14 protein-coding genes and 1 pseudogene are annotated in these 18,187 nt (G+C 64.4%); 3 read left to right on the plus strand and 12 right to left on the minus strand.

Annotated elements, in window-relative coordinates; translation table 11 throughout:
- Nucleotides 1-8: 8 nt before the first annotated feature.
- From LB547_RS10470 to LB547_RS10525, 12 genes and pseudogenes are all read right to left on the minus strand, one after another.
- Nucleotides 9-998 (minus strand): pyridoxal-phosphate dependent enzyme, encoded by a 990-nt coding sequence (locus tag LB547_RS10470; protein ID WP_140763588.1) that lies wholly within the window; start codon nucleotides 996-998, stop codon nucleotides 9-11.
- 14 nt (nucleotides 999-1,012) lie between these two features.
- Entirely contained in the window at nucleotides 1,013-1,999 is a 987-nt protein-coding gene (locus tag LB547_RS10475; RefSeq protein ID WP_140672446.1) for an ornithine cyclodeaminase family protein, read from the minus strand.
- 11 nt (nucleotides 2,000-2,010) lie between these two features.
- Nucleotides 2,011-3,135 carry an aminotransferase class I/II-fold pyridoxal phosphate-dependent enzyme gene (locus LB547_RS10480; RefSeq protein WP_140672447.1) on the minus strand — a complete coding sequence of 375 codons (1,125 nt, stop codon included), beginning with the start codon at nucleotides 3,133-3,135 and terminating at the stop codon, nucleotides 2,011-2,013.
- Between the two features lie 20 nt (nucleotides 3,136-3,155).
- Nucleotides 3,156-3,965 carry a histidinol-phosphatase gene (gene hisN, locus LB547_RS10485; RefSeq protein WP_140500676.1) on the minus strand — a complete coding sequence of 270 codons (810 nt, stop codon included), beginning with the start codon at nucleotides 3,963-3,965 and terminating at the stop codon, nucleotides 3,156-3,158.
- Nucleotides 3,952-4,686, minus strand: a complete 735-nt coding sequence (locus LB547_RS10490; RefSeq protein WP_140663445.1) for an ABC transporter permease — start codon at nucleotides 4,684-4,686, stop codon at nucleotides 3,952-3,954. The genes hisN and LB547_RS10490 overlap by 14 nt, the downstream gene beginning before the upstream one ends.
- Nucleotides 4,683-5,381, minus strand: coding sequence for an ABC transporter permease (locus tag LB547_RS10495; protein ID WP_140500678.1), 699 nt, complete (start codon nucleotides 5,379-5,381; stop codon nucleotides 4,683-4,685). Before LB547_RS10495 ends, LB547_RS10490 begins: the two co-directional genes overlap by 4 nt.
- Nucleotides 5,382-5,458: 77 nt before the next feature.
- On the minus strand, nucleotides 5,459-6,250 hold the full coding sequence (locus LB547_RS10500) for a transporter substrate-binding domain-containing protein (RefSeq protein WP_181178037.1): 792 nt from the start codon (nucleotides 6,248-6,250) through the stop codon (nucleotides 5,459-5,461).
- Between the two features lie 25 nt (nucleotides 6,251-6,275).
- The gene (locus LB547_RS10505; RefSeq protein WP_140500680.1) at nucleotides 6,276-7,040 is read right to left on the minus strand and encodes an ABC transporter ATP-binding protein; all 765 of its coding nucleotides are present in this window, start codon (nucleotides 7,038-7,040) and stop codon (nucleotides 6,276-6,278) included.
- Between the two features lie 129 nt (nucleotides 7,041-7,169).
- Complete coding sequence (locus LB547_RS10510) at nucleotides 7,170-8,651, minus strand: PLP-dependent aminotransferase family protein (protein ID WP_140672449.1); 1,482 nt, start codon at nucleotides 8,649-8,651, stop codon at nucleotides 7,170-7,172.
- Between the two features lie 223 nt (nucleotides 8,652-8,874).
- Nucleotides 8,875-8,985, minus strand: a pseudogene (locus tag LB547_RS10515) (integrase); the annotation flags it as partial.
- 154 nt (nucleotides 8,986-9,139) lie between these two features.
- Nucleotides 9,140-10,471, minus strand: a complete 1,332-nt coding sequence (locus LB547_RS10520; protein WP_140500682.1) for an aspartate aminotransferase family protein — start codon at nucleotides 10,469-10,471, stop codon at nucleotides 9,140-9,142.
- A gap of 97 nt (nucleotides 10,472-10,568) precedes the next feature.
- Entirely contained in the window at nucleotides 10,569-11,546 is a 978-nt protein-coding gene (locus LB547_RS10525; protein WP_140500683.1) for a LysR family transcriptional regulator, read from the minus strand.
- Nucleotides 11,547-11,665: 119 nt separating this feature from the next.
- Between LB547_RS10525 and LB547_RS10530 the strand changes: the two genes are divergently transcribed.
- From LB547_RS10530 to LB547_RS10540, 3 genes are read left to right on the plus strand one after another with little or no spacing between them, the layout of a single operon-like run.
- On the plus strand, nucleotides 11,666-14,113 hold the full coding sequence (locus tag LB547_RS10530) for an FAD-dependent oxidoreductase (protein ID WP_140763591.1): 2,448 nt from the start codon (nucleotides 11,666-11,668) through the stop codon (nucleotides 14,111-14,113).
- Nucleotides 14,110-16,575: a GcvT family protein gene (locus tag LB547_RS10535; RefSeq protein WP_140663439.1), complete on the plus strand. Its 2,466-nt coding sequence runs from the start codon at nucleotides 14,110-14,112 to the stop codon at nucleotides 16,573-16,575. Before LB547_RS10530 ends, LB547_RS10535 begins: the two co-directional genes overlap by 4 nt.
- Nucleotides 16,576-16,589: 14 nt before the next feature.
- The gene (locus LB547_RS10540) at nucleotides 16,590-18,146 is read left to right on the plus strand and encodes a trimethylamine methyltransferase family protein (RefSeq protein WP_224618847.1); all 1,557 of its coding nucleotides are present in this window, start codon (nucleotides 16,590-16,592) and stop codon (nucleotides 18,144-18,146) included.
- Nucleotides 18,147-18,187 lie beyond the last annotated feature (41 nt).

An 18,187-nucleotide genomic window follows, 5' to 3' on the forward strand; every position in this document is an offset into this window, starting at 1 on the left:
ATTCCCTTTCAGGTCGGTCGCACCGCCGCGATCGCGGCCGTCAGTTCGTCGTAGTCGAAATTCCCGCCGCACAGCACGATCGCATTGACTTGGCCGCGGTACCGTTCCGGGTGCTTCATCAGCCCTGCCAGCGCTAGGCCGGCTGCACCCTCGACCAATAGATGCTCTTCGATCGCGAGACGGGCGAGCGCGCCGGCGATCTCGGCTTCGGAACAGATGACCACATCGTCAACGACCGACCGGGCGAGGCCGAGCGTGACTGAATCCTCATCCATGCCGCCGGCGACGCCGTCGGCCAACGTCGGCAAGTGCTCGACATCGATCACCTTGCCCGCTTCCATCGACGCTGCCAGCGCCATGCTGTTGGCGGCCGCGCAGCCGATGATCCGCGTGCGCGGACTGAAGGCCTTCATCACGGCACCGATGCCGCCGATCAACCCGCCGCCGCCCATGGCGATGAAGACATTGTCGATACGCGAATGCTCTTCCAGCAGTTCGAGCCCGATCGTGCCCTGGCCAGCAACAACGTCGGGATCGTTGTACGGAGATACGTAGACGAGTCCCTTCTCCTCGCCCAGGCGGCGCGCGTGCGCCTCGGACTGGCCGCTTTCGTCGCCATGCAGGATCACGTCGACGCCAAAGGACCGTATGCGCGCCAGTTTGGCCTTCGTGACATTGTGCGGAAGCACGACCGACAATTTTCGGAACAGGCGCGACGCCGCGAAGCTGGAGGCTATGCCGTGGTTGCCGGACGAGGCGGTGACGAACGGCCGGCCCCCGGTCGCATCGTCCATCGCGGTCAGCTTCGAGAAGGCGCCTCGCGCCTTGAAGGACTTGGTGAACTGGAAATTTTCGCATTTGAACAAAACGGTGCTACCGATCGCGTCGCCGACGGCGGACGCGCCCAGCAGCGGCGTCTTCGCGATGTGGCCGCGGATGCGGGCATGCGCCCGCACGGAACGCGCGGCAGCGGCGGCGATGTCACCTTCGTTCGACATGGTTCTGTCCTGGGTCAAGAGTTTGCGGCTGTGCCGGCGCTCGCGAGAATGGCGCTGGCGATTGCCGCGTCCTCTGCGCCGAGGCCGGTCAGGTCGGCGATGCTGATGTCACCAGGCTTGCGCGTCAATGAGCCAGTCCGCAGCGATACGCCGATCTCACCGATCCGCTCTGGCTCGACGAGGCCGGCCGCGATGGCATGAGCGAACTCGCCATGGTCGATGCTCTGCAGGGCCGAATCGGCGAGCAACGTGTTGGCGCGCGCGACCAGCGTATTCTCCAATTCCTGTTTGCCGGGCGCATCGGCTCCGATGGCTGTAATGTGCGTGCCGGGCGCGATCCATTCAGCGCGCACCAGCGGCGCGGTCGCGGGCGTCGTGGTGACAATCACTTGTGAATCGGAACAAAGGTCGGCGAGCGAGCCGACTGGCGATACCTGGAGGCCAAGGTCGGCCACGTCGGCGGCGAAGCGTCCCGCCGCCGCTGGCGAGCGGCCCCATAACGCGACCGAAAGCGGCTCGCCGTGAGCCAGCGCTCGCAGCGCGCGTAACTGCATGCGTGCCTGGGTTCCGGTGCCGACGATGCCGAGGCGCGTCGCGCCCTTAGGCCAGCACAGCCGGGTCGCCAGCGCGCCGGCATAGCCAGTGCGCCAGTCGGTCAGCATGCCTTGGTCGAACAGCAGCGCTACCGGTTCGCCTGTCGTGGCCGACAGCGCCACCATCATGCCGTTGCCGCTTGGAAGGCCCTTGGTCGGATTGTCGTAGAACCCAGTCGCGACTTTGACGACGAAGATCGACGCGCCCGATACATGGGCGCATTTCACATGGCAATCGCCGTTCGCCGCCGCGAATCCCATGTGGACGACGGGCGGCTGCTGGACTGCCCCGGCGCTGTAGGCGACGAGGCTTTCGCGAACGGCCGCAATACCGGCGGCGTGGTCGAGCCGCCGCAGGATCTCCGCCCGGTCGAGGATGAGCGGCATGTTTGCGGCTGGCCTAGCCATGGTCGTTCCGTTCAGGCCGCCGAGCGGGCAAGGCCGCGCAGGAAGAGCTGCACACGTTCCAACCCGCCTTCCAGGACATGCGCCGGCGCGCCGATGCCGACGCGGAAATAGCCGTCCATGCCGTAGACGTCGCCCGGCGCGACAAGCACGCCCTGCTCGTCCTTGACGCGATGCGCCAGCTCGGTCGAATTTATCGGCAAGTGATAGCGCACGAATGCCATGCCGCCTGCCTGCGGCGGCGCCAGCGAGACCAGCCCCTCGTTGGCGCGGACCCAGCGCACCATCATGTCGACATTGCGTGACAGGAGGTCCCGGCTGCGGTCGAGGATCGCCTTGCGGCGCGCCGGCTGCAACACCATCGACGCGACCAGTTCGCTGACCGCGCCGGTAGTGATGGAGGTATAGTCCTTGCGCTGCCAGGAGGCATAGATCTCGGCAGCGGGGCCGACCAGCCAGCCGATGCGCAGGCCCGGCATCGCCATCGCCTTCGACAGGCCGCCGGTGACGATGGCTTTCTCATAAAGGTCGACGCTGCTCGGCGGCTCGAGGGTACCGTATTCGGCTCCCTTGTAGACCTCGTCCGTATGTAGCCAGATGCCGTTGGTGCGTGCGATGGCCACAATTTCCCCGAGCAGGTCCGCCGGCACCACGCGTCCGGTCGGATTGTTGGGCGTGCAGAGCGTGATGACCTTGGTGCGGGGCGAAATCGCCGCGCGGATGTCGGCCGGATCGGGCAGCCAGCCCAGTTCCTCGCGCAGCGGCACATCACGTACCACCGCCCCGAGCGCCTTCGCCCATCCCCTGATCTGCAGGTAGTTGGGGACGACGACGATGATCTCGTCGCCCGGCTCCAGCAGCGTCATCGCCATCAGAAAATTGGCTTCGGCCGAGCCGTTGGTAACCATCACCTCGTCGGCCGTACGATTCTTGTATGTGGCCGCGATCGCCTCGCGAAGGACGACGGCACCGTTCGTCCAGCCGTAACCGAGTTCGGCGGCAAGCACCTTTTCGCGTTCCTCCGGGCTCAGCAGTTCGTTGAGCGAATAGGGGTGCACCCCGCTATCGGAGAGGTTGTACTCGACGATGTTCTCGTAAAGCGACTGGATGCGTTCGAGGGTGAATTCTTCGATCTGCATGTGTGTACGATTCCTCTTCTTCAGGAAGCCGCGCGGGCCGGTGAGGTCGCGTTGGCCAGGATGCCTAGCACAGTTCTGTGCAACTCAGGTGTGGCGCTGGCCACGACGGAACGGCGGCCGGAACGGATCGTCAGCTCGCCGCCCTGCCAGTCGGTCATGACGCCACCGGCGTTACGCACGATCGGGATCAGTGCGCAATAATCGAAGGCGTCCAGCCCCCCGTCCACATTGATGTCCAGCGCGCCGTCGGCGACGCGGCCATAGGCATGGCAACCGCCGCCATAGACGCTCCAGCGCACCTGGCGGCGCAGCCTCTTGTAGGCGGCCGTATCCTTGTCGTCGAAGGATTCCGGGTTGCCGTTGCCGACAAGGGCCTCGCTAAGGTCCTGGCAGGCGCGCGTGCGTACGGGCTTGCCGTTGAGGGTGGTCGGCGAACCGTCGGCGCCCAGCCAGCGCTCGTTGGTGACGGGATTGTCGATGACCCCGAGCATGGGAACGCCGTTGCGGGCCAGCGCGATCAGCGTGCCGAAGGTCGGAATGCCGGTGATGAAGGCTTTGGTGCCGTCGATCGGATCGATGACCCAGACCCATTCCGCGTCGAGGCCGACGGACCCAAATTCCTCGCCGAGGATGCCGTGGTCGGGATACGCCTCCTGGATGCGCGCGCGCAGCCTCTCCTCGACCTCCCGGTCTACCGCGGTGACAGGGCTTGCATCGCCCTTGGAAACGAAGCCGTGTTGCTCGCTGAGCGCTTCCTGGATTGTCGCCCGGCTGACGTCTGCCAGCGAACCGGCGAAAGCCGTAAAGGTCTTGGGGTCAGATGCCGGCATTGTCGGCTCCCTCTATGAGTGGGGTTGCGGGTTCGCCCAGAGGACGCGTGTGTCGTGAAAGCCTGTATTCGAGGGCGCGCAACGCCGTGGTGAGCACGTAGGTAATGGTGAGGTAGATAAGCGCCGCGGTGATGAAGAGCTCATAGGGCGCGAAGGTGCGGGCGACGATCGTGTTGGCGGCGCCGGTCAGCTCCATGACGGTGATGGTCGAGGCGAGTGATGTGGATTTCAGCATGCTGACCACCTCGTTGCCGTAAGCCGGCAGGGCGATGCGGAAGGCGCCCGGCAGGATGGTCGTGCGGTAGGTCAACGCCGTCGACATGCCGCAGGCACGCGCCGCCTCGATCTCACCGGCTGGCACCGCCTCGATGGCGCCGCGCAGGATGTAGGCGGTGTAGGCGGCCGTGTTCAGGCTGAAGGTCAGAATGGCGCACACCCAGGCCTGGCGCAGATATGGCCACAGAAAGCTGTCGCGAACGACCTCGAGCTGGGCGAGACCGTAATAGACAAGGAAGATCTGGACCAGGAGCGGCGTGCCGCGGAAGAAGTAGATGTACCAGTGCAGCAGGAGGCGCACCGGCGCCGGGCCGCTGACGCGCAGGATGGCGACGGGAAGTGCCACCGCCATGCCGCAGAAGAGTGAGGCGACGAGCAGTTCGATCGTCGTGACGGTGGCCGACAGCAGCGCCGGCAGGCTCTCGACCATAAGCTCGAAGTTCATCGCGCCAGCTTCCTCTCGCCGCGCGTCGCACGCCGTTCCAGCGCGTCGACAATCGAGGTGTTCAGTATGGTGAGCAGGAGGTAGATCAGCGCTGCGGCGAGGTAGAAGCGGAAGGGTTCGCCATTGACCTGCGTCGCCATGGTGGAGATGCGCATCAGCTCCTCCAGCCCGACGATGGAGATAAGCGACGTGTCCTTGATGAGCGAGATCCAGTTGTTGCCGAGGCCGGGCAGCGCGTAGCGCCACATCAGCGGCAGGCGGATGTGGATGAAGCTGGTCGCGGCCGACATGCCAAAGGCATCTGCCGCCTCGATCTCGCCCTTGGGAATGGCGAGATAGGCGCCGCGCAGCACCTCGGCCGCGTAGCCGCCGAAGACCAGGCTGAGCGCGAAGACGCCGGCCGGCATCGCCGGCACTTCGAGAAAGCGGATGCTGGGGTCAATCATCTTCGCCAAGCCGGTCAGGGCCACCGTGCCGCCGAAATAGGCGATGAGGATGATGAGGAGTTCGGGCGTGCCGCGCACGACCAGAGTGAAGCCCCGGCCGATGGCGCGCAGCACACAGTTCGAGGAGAGCTGTGCCAGCGCGCCGAGAATGCCCCAAACGAGGCCGACCGCCAGCGACAGCAGCGCGACCTCGACGGTGGTCATGAGCCCGCGCGCGACCTCCAAACCCCATCCCTGGAAAATGTCCATCTGCCGCTCCTGCGGTGGCAAGAAGAAAGACGCCGGCCATCGGGTGAAATGGCCGGCGATGAACCGTACGGCTCGGCCTAGTTCGATGCCGGCAGCACGCTGAACGACCAGTACTTGTCGTTGATGGTCTTGAACGTGCCGTCGTCGATCATGGCCTTCATCGCCTTGTCGAGCTCGTCGCGAAGGCCGGCATCGTCCTTGCGCATGCCGATGCCCACGCCTGGCCCGAAATACTTCACGTCCTTGATCTCCGGACCGATGAATTTGTAACCCTTGCCTCGGTCCTTGTTGAGGAAGTCGTTGGCGAGCTTGATCGGGCCGGCGAAGACGAGATCGGTCCGCTTCGAGGTCAGGTCGAGCAGCATGTTGTCGGCCGTGTCGTAGAGCTGGATCGTGGCCTCAGGAAAGTTGTCTCGCATGTAGTTCTCGTAAGTTGAGGCACGCTCGATCCCGATGGTCTTGCCCTTGAGACCATCGGGGTTGGGCTTGCCGTCGTTCGTCAGCGGCTTGGCATCGCTTCCGTCCGGACCGACGAACCGGGCGGTGGAGGAGCGGTACGGGATCGAAAAGTCGATGCTCTTCTTGCGCTCGTCGGTGATCGACATCGACGCGGCGAGAAGATCGAACTTGCCGGCGACAAGGCCCGGAATAAGCGAATCGAAAGGCATGCAGACAAAGGAGGCGTCGGCGCCGAGGCGCTTGACAACTTCCTTCGCGACATCGATGTCGAAGCCGCGCAACTCGCCGTTCGCGTCCTTGTAGTTGAACGGCGGGTATGTGCATTCACTGCCGACGCGCAGGTCGCGCGCCGAGACCTGCGTGGCGAAGGCGGCGAGGCCGGCCGCAAGCATCAAGACAAGTTTTTTCATCATGTTCCCCTGTTGTTTGTCCTGTTCAAAGAACGCGCTGCAGGAAGGCCCGGCAGCGCGCCGATTGCGGATCGCCGAGAACCTGTCCCGGCGGGCCACGCTCCTCCACCATGCCCTGGTGGAGAAAGAGCACCTCGCGCGAGATCTCGCGCGCGAAACCTATTTCATGAGTGACGACGATCATCGTGCGTCCTTCTTCGGCGAGCGTGCGCATGACCGAGAGCACCTCGCCGACCAGTTCCGGGTCGAGCGCGGAGGTCGGCTCGTCGAACAGCATCAGCTTCGGCTCCATCGCCAGCGCGCGGGCGATGCCGACGCGCTGCTGCTGGCCGCCGGAAATATGCGCGGGGTAGTGGTCGCGCTTCTCGAACAGCCCGACCTTGGCGAGATAGGCCCCGGCTCGCTGCCGGGCCTCCTGTTTGGACAGGCCGAGCACCTTCATCGGTGCAAGCATCACGTTGTCGAGCACGGTGCGCTGGCTCCACAGATTGAAGCTCTGGAAGACCATGCCGATGCGGCTGCGGATGCGATTGATCTGGCGCGCATTCAGCTTCGCGCGCCCCGAACTGCGATCCAGCGTCAATTCCTCGCCTTCCACCGCGATCGTGCCGGCGTCGGGAATTTCCAGAAGATTCATGCAGCGCAGGAAGGTGCTCTTGCCCGACCCGCTGGCGCCGATCATGGTGATCACGTCATGGGCATGGGCGACCAGGTCGACGCCTTTCAAGACTTCCAGAGCGCCGAAGCTCTTACGGATGTTATTTGCCCGCAGGACGGTGTTTTGGTCCATGTCCACTTGGTGCCCTTGCCTCCCGATCGGCTGGACACGGAGATTGTCCCGGAAGCGCGGCTGCCCAAAGAGCCAATTTCGCCGACGGGCAGCGGACCAATTCCAGTCCCGTGGGCTGTGAATGCGTCGTCAACCGTGTTCGAGGATAGTCTGCGCGAGGATGTCGACGCAACGCGGGATGCGGCGGACCGACGTGTTGCCGAAGCCCAGCACAAGACCCCTCGGCTTGGTTTCCCGGCGTGCGTAGCGCGAGAGTGGTGGGCAGTCCAGCCCCTTCTGGAGCAGTGTTCGCGATACGGCCACGTCGTCAAACGGTTCGCGTGCGTGGACGGTCAGGTGCAGGCCGGCGTGAACGTCGGGAACGTCGAAGCCGTCTCGCAGCTTTGCGCGCAGGCATTGTGTCAGGCAGGCGGCGCGATCGCGGTAGATGGTGCGCATACGCCGAAGGTGCGAGGCGAGTCGCCCCTGGTCCATGAAGTCGGCGACCAGCGCCTGGTCCGGTAGCGGTGCGTAGAAGGAGAAAATACGCTGGGCGAGGGCGAACGCCTCGACCAGCGGCATCGGCGCGATCAAATAGGCGAGCCGCAGGCCGGGCGCCAGCATGCGGTTGAACGAGCCGGCATAGATGACCCGCCGCGGATCGCGCGCGTAGAGCGTCGTCTGCGCTTCGCCCGACCAGCGGATCTCGCTATTGGAATCATCCTCGAATATCCAGCCGGGCCGGGCCGCCGCCCAATCAAGCAGCTTTTGCCGGCGATCCGACGTCATCGTGCAGCCGAACGGCCATTGCTCGGTCGGGGAGACAACGGCCATACGCGCCTCTCGGACCATCACGCCGGCGGCTTCTGTATCGAAGCCTTGCCTGTCGAGCGGGGCGGGAACGGTGACAAGGCCGAAGGCTTCCAGCGTGGCGATCTCGGGCATGTGGCAAGGATCCTCGACCAGAACGGTGTCGCCGCGGTCGAGCAGAACATGAGACGCGAGAGCGGCCGCTTGCAGCGTATTGCCGATGACGATGATCTGTTCGGGACGACAGTTGATCGCTTTAGCCTCCGCCAGATAGCCCGCGATGCGGGTGGCCAGCAGTGGCGCGCCGCGCGAATAGTCATAGCCGGTGTGGGCGCTGGCGTGCTCGCGCCAGCGGCGGCTAGCGATCTGAGCGAACTCGTCATAGGGGAACTCGTTCAGCGCCGGCACGCCGGCGCTGAGATCGTAGGTCTCGATGCGTTCGGCTGGCAGGTTCATGTCGAGCAGCGCCTGGCCGCGGCGCGAGGGTGCCGGGAGCGCATTTGGACCTGACACCGGTATGACCGCCGTCTCGGCTCGGGGGTGATTGTCTTCCGGCAGCATGGTTTCGACGAAGGTGCCGGCGCCGATCCGACGTGCGACATAGCCCTCCGTGGCAAGTCGCTCATAGGCGAGGACAACGGTGTTGCGCGAGAGCCCGAGTTCCTCGGCCATGACGCGGCTTGGCGGCAGGCGCGCTCCTGGCGCCACGATGCCATCCCGTATCCAGCGGCGTAACTGCTCGAAAAGTTGCTCGTTCAACGGCGTGCCACGGCTGCGGTCGAAGACGATCCTGTTCCAGCTCGGATAGTTGAAAGCGTGCATGTCTGTTCACCGGCTACGGCGGGACCTCACGAGCGGCGACGCAGCCATAAGGATGATCTTCCTATCGAATTGAAATCACCCTATCACATGACGAACGATGAGCAGAAAGCCTTCTCTGCATGCGTCGAATGCCAGCTTTCAGCCACTGGCAGCGTTCACCAAATGGCCGAGATGCACGCGCAAATTGTTCACGGCTCCACTCGTGAAGTGGAGCCGCTCTTGATCACACCTCAGTTGCCTCGGCAAGTTCGAGAGCATCTTCTACATCGACTCCCAGATAGCGGACCGTGTTCACGATCTTGCTATGACCGAGCAAAGACTGGATGGCTCCCAGAGGATAACTGACCTCAATCCAACAAGCATGTTTCTGACAGCTCAGCCTCCGCACGTCGACAGAGCCGGTTTGGGCGGGCCCGGTCCTTTCCGAATGATTCTCTCTGCTGCTCAGCCGCCGCCAAAGGTTTGTGCCCCTCCGAGCACAGGAACCGTTATTGACCGCTGAATGCCGCAAAGCTTTTTTCGAAGCGGTCGACGACATCCTCGATATCGGACATTGCTAAGCAAAGCGGCGGACACATGCGGATGACATTGCGGTACGGTCCCGAGCGGCTGGCGACGAGCCCGTTGCGGCGCGTTTCCTCGAAAATGGCGAGCGTCTCCTCCGGCGCCGGCTCTTTCGTCGCGCCGTCCTTGACGAGTTCGATCGCAAGCATAAGCCCACGGCCCCTGATATCGCCGATGATTGGAAAGCGCTCCTTCATGTCGTTAAGGCGACCCTTGAGCACCGCGCCAACATCCCGGGCGTTCTCCTGGAGTCGTTCCTCTTTTATGACCTTTAGCACGGCTCGGCCGGCCGCGCATGCCACCGGATTGGCGCCATAGGTGTGGAACAGAAATTTATCGGCCATGGATTCAGCGACATCTCGCTTGGCGATGACCGCGCCGAGCGGGATGCCGTTGCCCACACCTTTGGCGATGACGACGATATCGGGCACAATGCCATGGGATTCAAACGCCCAGAAGGCATCGCCGGTTCGGGCGACACCGGATTGCACTTCATCAATGATACAGAGACCGCCGGCCGCGCGGACACGCTCGACAGCGCCGGCAATGTAGCCCGGCGGCATCGGCACGATGCCGCCATAGCCCTGCACCGGCTCGATAATCATGCCGGCCAGCCCGCCGCTGGTTGAACTCGCTATGGCGCGCTCGACCTCGTCGAGATAGGGCTGCAAGCCTTCGCCATGAATGCCGCGATACTGGTTGGGCTCGGCCACGAAAGTGACCCCGCCAAGCTGGGGCACGGGATGGCGAAAACCCGCTATCCCGGTCACCGACTGCGCGCCGAAAGTGGCGCCGTGATAGCTCGAGGCAAGCGCCAGCATGTCGATGTTGCCGGTATGCGAGCGCGCCATCAGCAGCGCAAGATCGATCGCTTCGGCCCCGCTGTTGGTGAAATGTACGACCCAATCGTGACCGGCCGGCATCGTTGCCACCAGTTCCTCCGCGTACTGAGCCGGAACCGGGTGGTAGAACATCGTCGTGCAATGCGTCAGTTCCGCCAGTTGCTCGGTGGCCGCCTTGACCACCTGCGGATGCGCGTGGCCGACCGAGATGCAAAGGTTCATGCCGAGCAGGTCGATGTATTTACGATCCTTCTCGTCCCAGACATACTGGCCCTTGCCGCGCTTGAGGATCAGCGGGTCCTTGTAAGGAACGAACTTGCGCTGCGTGGCCGAATAGAAGCGGTTCCGCCGATCGACGATGGCCTCGGTCGACCAGTCGATGTCCAGATTGGAATGGACGTGCGGAGCGTTCATGCCGTGTCTCCCGTGTTGCGAACTCCTGGATTGAAAACACGGAATGCGCGGCGCGCACACCGCCAAACCTCCTTATCAGGATAACTGATGGAGTTGATTAGTCATGCGACGAGGGGCGATCGACGGCATAGCAGTCGGCGGGAAGGCCAGGCAGGCGGGTGCTGATCGCGTTGGTCAGCACTTCCGCGGTACGCGTGGCGAAAGCCTCGGGGAGGTTTCCGAGCTCCCGCTCGCGCGCGACCAGAAGGATGTTGCGCGACAGCCCGGTGAACGGCAAGGGATGGACGTCAATCTCCATACCCTCCGCCAGCCCGTCGATGAGCAGGGTCGGCGTCAGGATCGCAAAGCCCATGCCGGCCGCGACCGGCGCCATCACCACGCTGGAGCGGTCACCTTCCATGGCACGCGGGATCTCGATGCGCAGGCGGCTCAGATGCTGGTCGACGCGCAGGCCAACCGGCGTCTCGCGCGAGAAGCGCACGAAGGCGAGCTTCTTGGAGAGCTTGACGATGTCACCGACATCGCCGGCAAAACCCTTTGGCGTCACCAGCAGGAATTTTTCGGTCATCACAGGATAACGTGTCAGTCCCTCGATCTCGAACAGCTCGCCGGAGGTGACGGCGAGGTCGGCGCGGCGGGCCCGCAGCAAGGCGACGTGGTCGGTCGCCAAACCCGCGAACAGGCTGAGCTCGGGAATGCCGAAACCCTTGCGGGCAAGGACCGAAAGCGCCGGCGCCAGCGTTGTCGCGATCGACGCCAGAAGCGCGATGCGCAACAGCGGCAGCGGTGCTGCATTGACGCGCCGCGCGTCGGTGCGCAGGCCCTCGACCTCGGCCAGTATGGCAACGGCGCGGCGATGCAGCGCGATGCCGGCTTTGGTGAGCTCGATCGGCCGCAAATTGCGATCGATCAGGCTGACGCCGAGCGCGCTTTCCAGGTTCTTCAGATGCTGCGAAGCGGCCGATTGCGTCATGCCCAGCATCTGTGCCGCCTGGGTGACGTGCCTGGTCTCGACGATGGCGACGAAAACCTCGATCGATCGGAAAAGGTTGAAATCGAAACTGCCGCTCTTCACCCGCAACTCCGCCCGTGAAGCATCATAAGTTTTCCTAATGTTGCGAAATTTGGGTTGAGCGCAAGTGGTTTAGCGGGAGAAGATCGCGCTGTTCCAATCCAGCGAAGGTATCCCACAAGGTGAATGGCAGCGCACGCATCGTGATCATTGGCGGCGGTGTCATTGGCCTCGGCATAGCCTATCACCTTGCCGAACTGGGCGTGAGCGATGTCGTCCTTCTGGAGCGCCACCAACTGACCAGCGGCACATCCTGGCACGCCGCCGGAATCGTCGGTCCGTTACGCGCCAGCCTCAACCTAACAAGGCTGGCGCAATATGCGACCGAGCTGTTTCCACGCCTCGAGGACCTGACGGGCCAGGCGTCCGGCTACCGCCGCACCGGCGGCCTGTGGCTGGCGCGACGTGCGGAGCGCATGGACGAACTGAAGCGCATCGCGCATATGGGTGATGTCTGCGGCTTGACGGTTGGGATCGTCGATCAGGCGGGCGTGGCCGAGCACGTGCGCGGCATCGTCACCGATGGCGTCGAGGGCGCGCTGTGGGTCGAGGAAGACGGCCAGGCCAATCCAGTTGATATCTGTGCGGCCTATGCAAAACGGGCCCGCGCCGCCGGTATCCGCATCCTCGAGGGGTTAGCCTGTTCGGGCATCGTGACCCGCAACGGCCGGGTCGCTGGCGTCAAGCTGGCCTCCGGCGCCACCATCGATTGCGAGACCGTCGTCAACTGTGCCGGCGCCTGGGCGCGCGATATCGGCGCGCTCGCCGGCGTTCCTGTGCCGCTGCAGGCCGTCGAGCACATGTATGTCGTGACGGAGCCGATCGCCGGCCTGCAGGATCCGTTTCCCATCCTGCGCGACCTCGACGAAGGCATCTACATCAAGGGTGATTCGGGCAAGCTGGTGCTGGGCGGCTTCGAGCCGAACGCCAAGCTCTTCGACGTTCGCGGACCGGTTGGCGACAGGCCATTCCTCGAACTGCCCGAGGATTGGGAGCAGTTCGAGCCTTTCATGTCGGCCGGGCTGAAACTCCTGCCGGCGCTGTCGCAGACCGGCATCAGGCACTTCATGAATGGCCCGGAGAGTTTTACCCCCGACACGCGGCCGCTGATAGGCGAGTCGCCCTATCTGCGCGGCTTCTATGTCGCCGCCGGCTTCAACTCGACAGGCATGATGTCGTCGGCCGGCGCCGGCAAGGCCATGGCCGAATGGATCGTCGACGGCGAGCCCAGCCTCGATCTGTGGGCGCTTGACATCGCCCGCTTCGACCGCGCCGCCGCGGCGCGCTCTTTCGTCGGCGCCAGGATGGAGGAAGCGGTTGCCGACCTCTTCCGCATGCATTGGCCTTACAAGCAGGCCGCCGCCGGGCGCGAGGTGCGGCGTTCCGCCTTTCACCGTACGTTCGCCGAAGCGGGTGCTGTGTTCGGCGCGCCGACCGGCTGGGAGCGACCGCTCTGGTTCGGCGGCACGGAGACGCGCGGCTATTCCGTCGGCGCTCAGAAATGGTGGAGCCCGGCCAAGGCCGAAGCCGAGCGAATGGCGCAAGGCGTTGGCCTGTTCGAGCTTTCGCCTTTCACCAAGATCGATGTGCGTGGACGCGACGCGATCCAGCTGATGCAAAGCCTGTGCGCGGGGGACGTCGACAGGCCCGAAGGCCGCGCCGTCTATACGCAGATGCTCAACGCACGCGGCGGCATCGAGGCCGATGTGACGGTCACGCGAGTCGACGAGCACGGCTTCCGGGTTATTTCAGGTGCCGCGACCAGACAGAAAGATTTTGCCTGGATCGCGCGCCATGCTGAGGATCTTGGTCTCAACGTCTCGGTCTTCGACGCCACGTCCGCGGAGGCCGTTCTCGGGGTCATGGGGCCGAATTCGCGGGCGCTGCTGCAGAGCCTGACTGACGTCGATCTTTCGGACGCAGCCTTCCCGTTCTCGACTTCGCGCCGCATCGACATCGGCACCGCGAATGTGCGGGCGACCCGAGTCAGCTTTGTCGGCGAGCTCGGCTTCGAGCTTTATGTGCCGGTCGAACACGCCGAGAGCCTGCTTGCCACGATCGTCTCAGCGGGCGGCGCCCATGGCCTGACCTTTTGTGGCCACTACGCGCTGGATGGCTGCCGGTTGGAAAAGGGCTATCGCCATTGGGGCCATGATATCGGGCCGAAGGACACGCCGCTGGAGGCGGGCCTGTCCTTCGCGGTGTTCTGGAAGAGGGATGATTTCATCGGCCGCGATGCCCTGCTGAAGCAGAAGGCCGATGGCCTGAAGCGCCGGCTCATGCATTTCGCCGTCGACGGCGACAATCCGCTTCTGCTGCATGACGAACCGATCTATCGCGACGGCAAACTTGCCGGGTTGACGACGTCAGGTGGCCTCGGCGTTCGCACGGGGCTCAGCCTTTGCCTGGGCTACGTTGCCTGTGATCCAGGCGAGACGAAAACGCAGCTGCTTGCCTGCGACTACCAGATCGCGGTGGCCGGTGCGCGCTACAGGCTGCGCCCACTCGACAAGCCACCCTATGACCCAACCGGATCGCGCATGCGCGTAAGCGCGGAGGAAAATTCATGAGACAACAGGCCCGCGTGGTCGTTATCGGCGGCGGCGCCATGGGCGTGTCGCTGCTCTATCACCTGGCCAAGCGCGGCTGGAGCGATGTCATGCTCGTCGAGAGGCAGGAGCTGACAGCAGGCTCGACCTGGCACGCCGCCGGGCTCTGCACGCATTTCGCCCACAATGCGACGATCATGGAGATGCGCGCGCATTCGGTGCGGCTCTATCGCGAAATCCTGACCGCCGAGACCGGGTTGCCGACAGGTTTCCACCCAAGCGGCGCATTGCGCATTACGCGCTCGCCGGAGCGCATGGACGAATTCCGCCATGTGCAGGGGCTTGGCCGGTTCGTCGGCCATGACTTCCACATTCTCAGTCCCGATGAGCTCAAGCAGATCTATCCGCTCTGCCATACCGACGGCATCATAGGCGCGATCTACGAGCCCAATGACGGTCATGTCGATCCGACGCTGGCGACCAACGCAATGGCCAGCGGCGCGCGCTCGCGCGGCGCCGAGATCGTGCGCCACAATCCGGTCCTGGCAATCGAGCGCAAGCCATCGGGCGAGTGGCTGGTCCGCACACAACAGGGTGACATTGTCGCGGAGCATGTGGTGAACGCGGCCGGCACATGGTGCCGCGAGATTGGCGCCATGATGGGGCTCGACCTGCCCGTGGTGCCGATGCTGCACCAATATGTCGTGACCGATACCGTCCCCGAGATTGCCGACCGGATCGCCGCCGGCGCCAAGGAACTGCCGATCATCCGCGATCCGGAAGAAAGCTGGTATCTGCGCCAGGAGCGCGACGGCTTTATCGTCGGTCCCTATGAAAAGTCGGCTCACCCCTGGGCGGTCGATGGCGTGCCACCAGAATTCGGCATGGACTTGCTGCCGCCCGACCTGGATCGGGTCGAGCACATCATCGCGCTGGCGATGGAGCGTGTCCCGGCACTCGCCAATGCCGGCATCAAGACGGTGGTCAACGGGCCGATCACCTTCACGCCGGATGCCAATCCGCTGGTCGGTCCGGCATTCGGCCTCGGCAATGCCTGGCTGCTCACCGGCTCAAGCATGGGCGTGATGGAAGGCGGCGGCGCCGGTCGCTTCCTCGCCGACTGGATCGTCGACGGATCACCGCCAATGGATGCGCTTGCCATCGACCCACGCCGCTTCGGCAATTATGCCGACCGCGACTATCGCATCGACAAGGCGGTGGAAGGGTTCGGCCTGCAATTCGGCATCCACTATCCCAACGAGGAACGCGAGGCCGGCCGCCCGCGCCGCACGACGCCGGCGCTCGAACTTCAGAGAAGCCAGGGGGCAGTGCTGGGCGCCGCCTATGGCTGGGAGCGGCCGAACTGGTTCGCTGCCAACGGCGCCGACCGTGACCCGCCACTGACCTTCCGCAAGCCCGGCTGGTTCGACGCGGTGCGCGGCGAGTGCCGTGACGTGCAGGCCAGCGTCGGCGCCATCGACCTTTCGGCCTTCTCCAAATTCGAGATCGGCGGACCAGGCGCCAGCGCCTTCATGGCTTCGCTCGGCGCCAACCGACCACCGGAACGTCACGGCCGCATCGGGCTCATTCACGCGCTGACGGCAAAGGGCGGCGTGGCGTCGGAATTTACCGTGACCCGACTCGGCGACGATGGGTTCTACCTGACCAGCGCAGCACTTGCGGAGCGACATGACGAAGGTCTGCTACGCTCGCGCGCCGCAGCCTTTCCAGGTGTGACGATCGACAACGTCACCGAAAGGCGCGGCGTGCTCGGCGTAATGGGACCGCGTGCTCGCGACCTGCTGCAAAAGATCTGTGAGGCCGATCTGTCGAACGCGGCATTCCCCTGGCTTTCGGCGCAGATCATCCGCGTGGCCGGCATCAAGACGGCAGCGCTCCGGGTCTCTTATGCCGGTGAGTTCGGTTGGGAACTGCACGTTCAGTTGGCGCAGTTCGGCAAGCTCTACGAAGCGATCACCAAGGCCGGAGCGCAGTTCGATTTGCGTCCGTTCGGCATCTACGCGCTCAACGCAATGCGGCTGGAAAAGGGCTACCGCGCCTGGGGCGCCGACCTGACCACGGAGCGCACGCCGCTGGAGGCCGGACTGGGTGCCTTGGTCAAGACTGACAACCGGATGTTCGTCGGTCGTGAGGCGATGCTGGAGCGGGTCGGCGAAAACGCCTGGTCCATGCTGCTGCTCGAAATCGACGACGACGGCGAGCGACTGCCGTTTTACGCCCATGCCGTGATGCAGGCGGGGCGCCCGGTCGGGATCGTTTCCTCCGGCAGCCACGGCTTCCGCACCGGCAAGACCGTTGCGCTCGCCTATCTGCGACCCGGTGTTGCGGCGGAAGGCCTGACCGTCTCGATCCTCGGCAGGGAACTGACGGCGCGGGAGCTGAAGAAAGCGCCTTACGATCCGGACAATCTGCGGCTGCGCGGCCTTCAGGCCGATGCGCCGGCCGCCTTCATGCCTGCCTGATCACGGAGACGAAAATGGACAAGGACGCGATGATCGACGCTCCAGCGCCACGAAGCGGGGGCCGAGCGGGAAGGCAAGGCCAGCGCCTGGCCCAGCAGGCGCCGCGGCGTCCCTACATCAGCCGGCGGATCGGCACGTTCAATATCCTCGACGAAGAAGGCCTGAGCCTGATCGAGGCGAACGCCGACCGGCTGCTCAAGGAGGTCGGCATGGAGTTCCATGACGATCCCGAGATCCTCGACATCTTTCGCGATGCGGGCGCCGACGTGCAGGGCACCAGAGTCCGCTTCGAGCCCGGCATGTGCCGCAAGATCGTCCGCGCCACCGCGCCTTCGCAATTCAAGCAGCACGCCCGCAACCCGGCCAACACGGTGGTGATCGGCGGCGACAACACCGTGCTGTGTCCGTCGTGGGGGCCGCCCTTCGTCCACGATCTCGATCGCGGACGGCGCTACGCCACGATCGCGGACTTCCGCGATCTGGTGAAGATCCATCAGATGATCCCGCATCTGCATCATTCGGGCGGCGTCGTTTGCGAGCCTGTCGACCTGCCGGCCAACAAGCGTCATCTCGACATGCTCTACACCCACATCCGCCATTCGGACCGTGCCTTCATGGGCGCGTTCATCGGTTCGAGGCGAGCACAGGACGCGGTTGACATGGCCAAGATCGTCTTCGGCGAGGAGTTCGTCGCCAACAACGCTGTGCTCTACAACGTCTCCAACACCAATGCGCCGCTGGTGCTCGACGCCAACATGTCGGGTTCGCTGAAGGTCTGCGCCCGCAACAATCAGCCGGTCGCCTGCACGCCATGGACGCTGGCCGGCGCGATGAGCCCGTGCACGGTCGCCGGCACGCTGGCGCAGGTGCTGGCCGAGGCGCTCGCCTGTCTCAGCCTCGTACAGCTGATCAACCCCGGCGCGCCCTGCCTGATGGGAAGCTTTGCCAGCACGATCTCGATGCAGAGTGGAGCGCCGACCTTCGGGACGCCGGAAGCGGGCAAGATGGTGCTCGCCTGCGGGCAGTTGGCGCGTCGCGTCGGCGTTCCGTTCCACACCGTCGGTTCGCTGTCGGCCTCAAAGCTTCCCGACGCACAGGCCGAGCAGGAAGCGACATGGGGCATATTGATGTCGATGTTTGCCGGCGCCAACGTGATCAACCACGCCACCGGCTGGCTCGAGGGCGGACTGGTCACCGGTTTCGAAAAGACGGTCATCGACGCCGATCTCTGCGGCAAGGTCGCCAGCCTGTTCGAAGGCATCGATCTGTCGCTCAATGCGCAGGCGATGGAGGCGATCGAAGCGGTCGGGCCGGGATCGCATTTCCTGGGCAGTGCGCATACGCAGTCCAATTTCCTCTCGGCCTTCTATCGCTCCACCAGCAGCGACAACAATTCCTTCGAGCAATGGAACGAGGACGGCCGGCTCGACGCCGCGCAACGCGCCAACCGGCAATGGAAGAGGCTGCTCGACGACTACCAGGATCCGGGGCTCGATCCGGCGATCGACGAAGCGCTCCAGGCCTTCATCGCCAACCGCAAGGCCAGCGAGCCGGACCAGGCTTATTTCTAGAGCCGGTACCGCATCTTTGATGGCCCGTTCGTGGAATGTTG

This window comes from Mesorhizobium sp. B264B1B, from assembly GCF_020165765.1.
GTDB lineage: Bacteria > Pseudomonadota > Alphaproteobacteria > Rhizobiales > Rhizobiaceae > Mesorhizobium.

Coding starts and splice junctions, on each gene's coding strand:
- LB547_RS10535 (WP_140663439.1), top strand. CDS start 14,110: ATGAGACAACAGGCCCGCGTGGTCGTTATCGGCGGCGGCGCCATGGGC.
- LB547_RS10500 (WP_181178037.1), bottom strand. CDS start 6,250: ATGAAAAAACTTGTCTTGATGCTTGCGGCCGGCCTCGCCGCCTTCGCC.
- LB547_RS10520 (WP_140500682.1), bottom strand. CDS start 10,471: ATGAACGCTCCGCACGTCCATTCCAATCTGGACATCGACTGGTCGACC.
- LB547_RS10480 (WP_140672447.1), bottom strand. CDS start 3,135: ATGCAGATCGAAGAATTCACCCTCGAACGCATCCAGTCGCTTTACGAG.
- LB547_RS10470 (WP_140763588.1), bottom strand. CDS start 998: ATGTCGAACGAAGGTGACATCGCCGCCGCTGCCGCGCGTTCCGTGCGG.
- LB547_RS10540 (WP_224618847.1), top strand. CDS start 16,590: ATGGACAAGGACGCGATGATCGACGCTCCAGCGCCACGAAGCGGGGGC.
- LB547_RS10490 (WP_140663445.1), bottom strand. CDS start 4,686: ATGAACTTCGAGCTTATGGTCGAGAGCCTGCCGGCGCTGCTGTCGGCC.
- LB547_RS10510 (WP_140672449.1), bottom strand. CDS start 8,651: ATGCACGCTTTCAACTATCCGAGCTGGAACAGGATCGTCTTCGACCGC.
- LB547_RS10505 (WP_140500680.1), bottom strand. CDS start 7,040: ATGGACCAAAACACCGTCCTGCGGGCAAATAACATCCGTAAGAGCTTC.
- LB547_RS10475 (WP_140672446.1), bottom strand. CDS start 1,999: ATGGCTAGGCCAGCCGCAAACATGCCGCTCATCCTCGACCGGGCGGAG.
- LB547_RS10495 (WP_140500678.1), bottom strand. CDS start 5,381: ATGGACATTTTCCAGGGATGGGGTTTGGAGGTCGCGCGCGGGCTCATG.
- hisN (WP_140500676.1), bottom strand. CDS start 3,965: ATGCCGGCATCTGACCCCAAGACCTTTACGGCTTTCGCCGGTTCGCTG.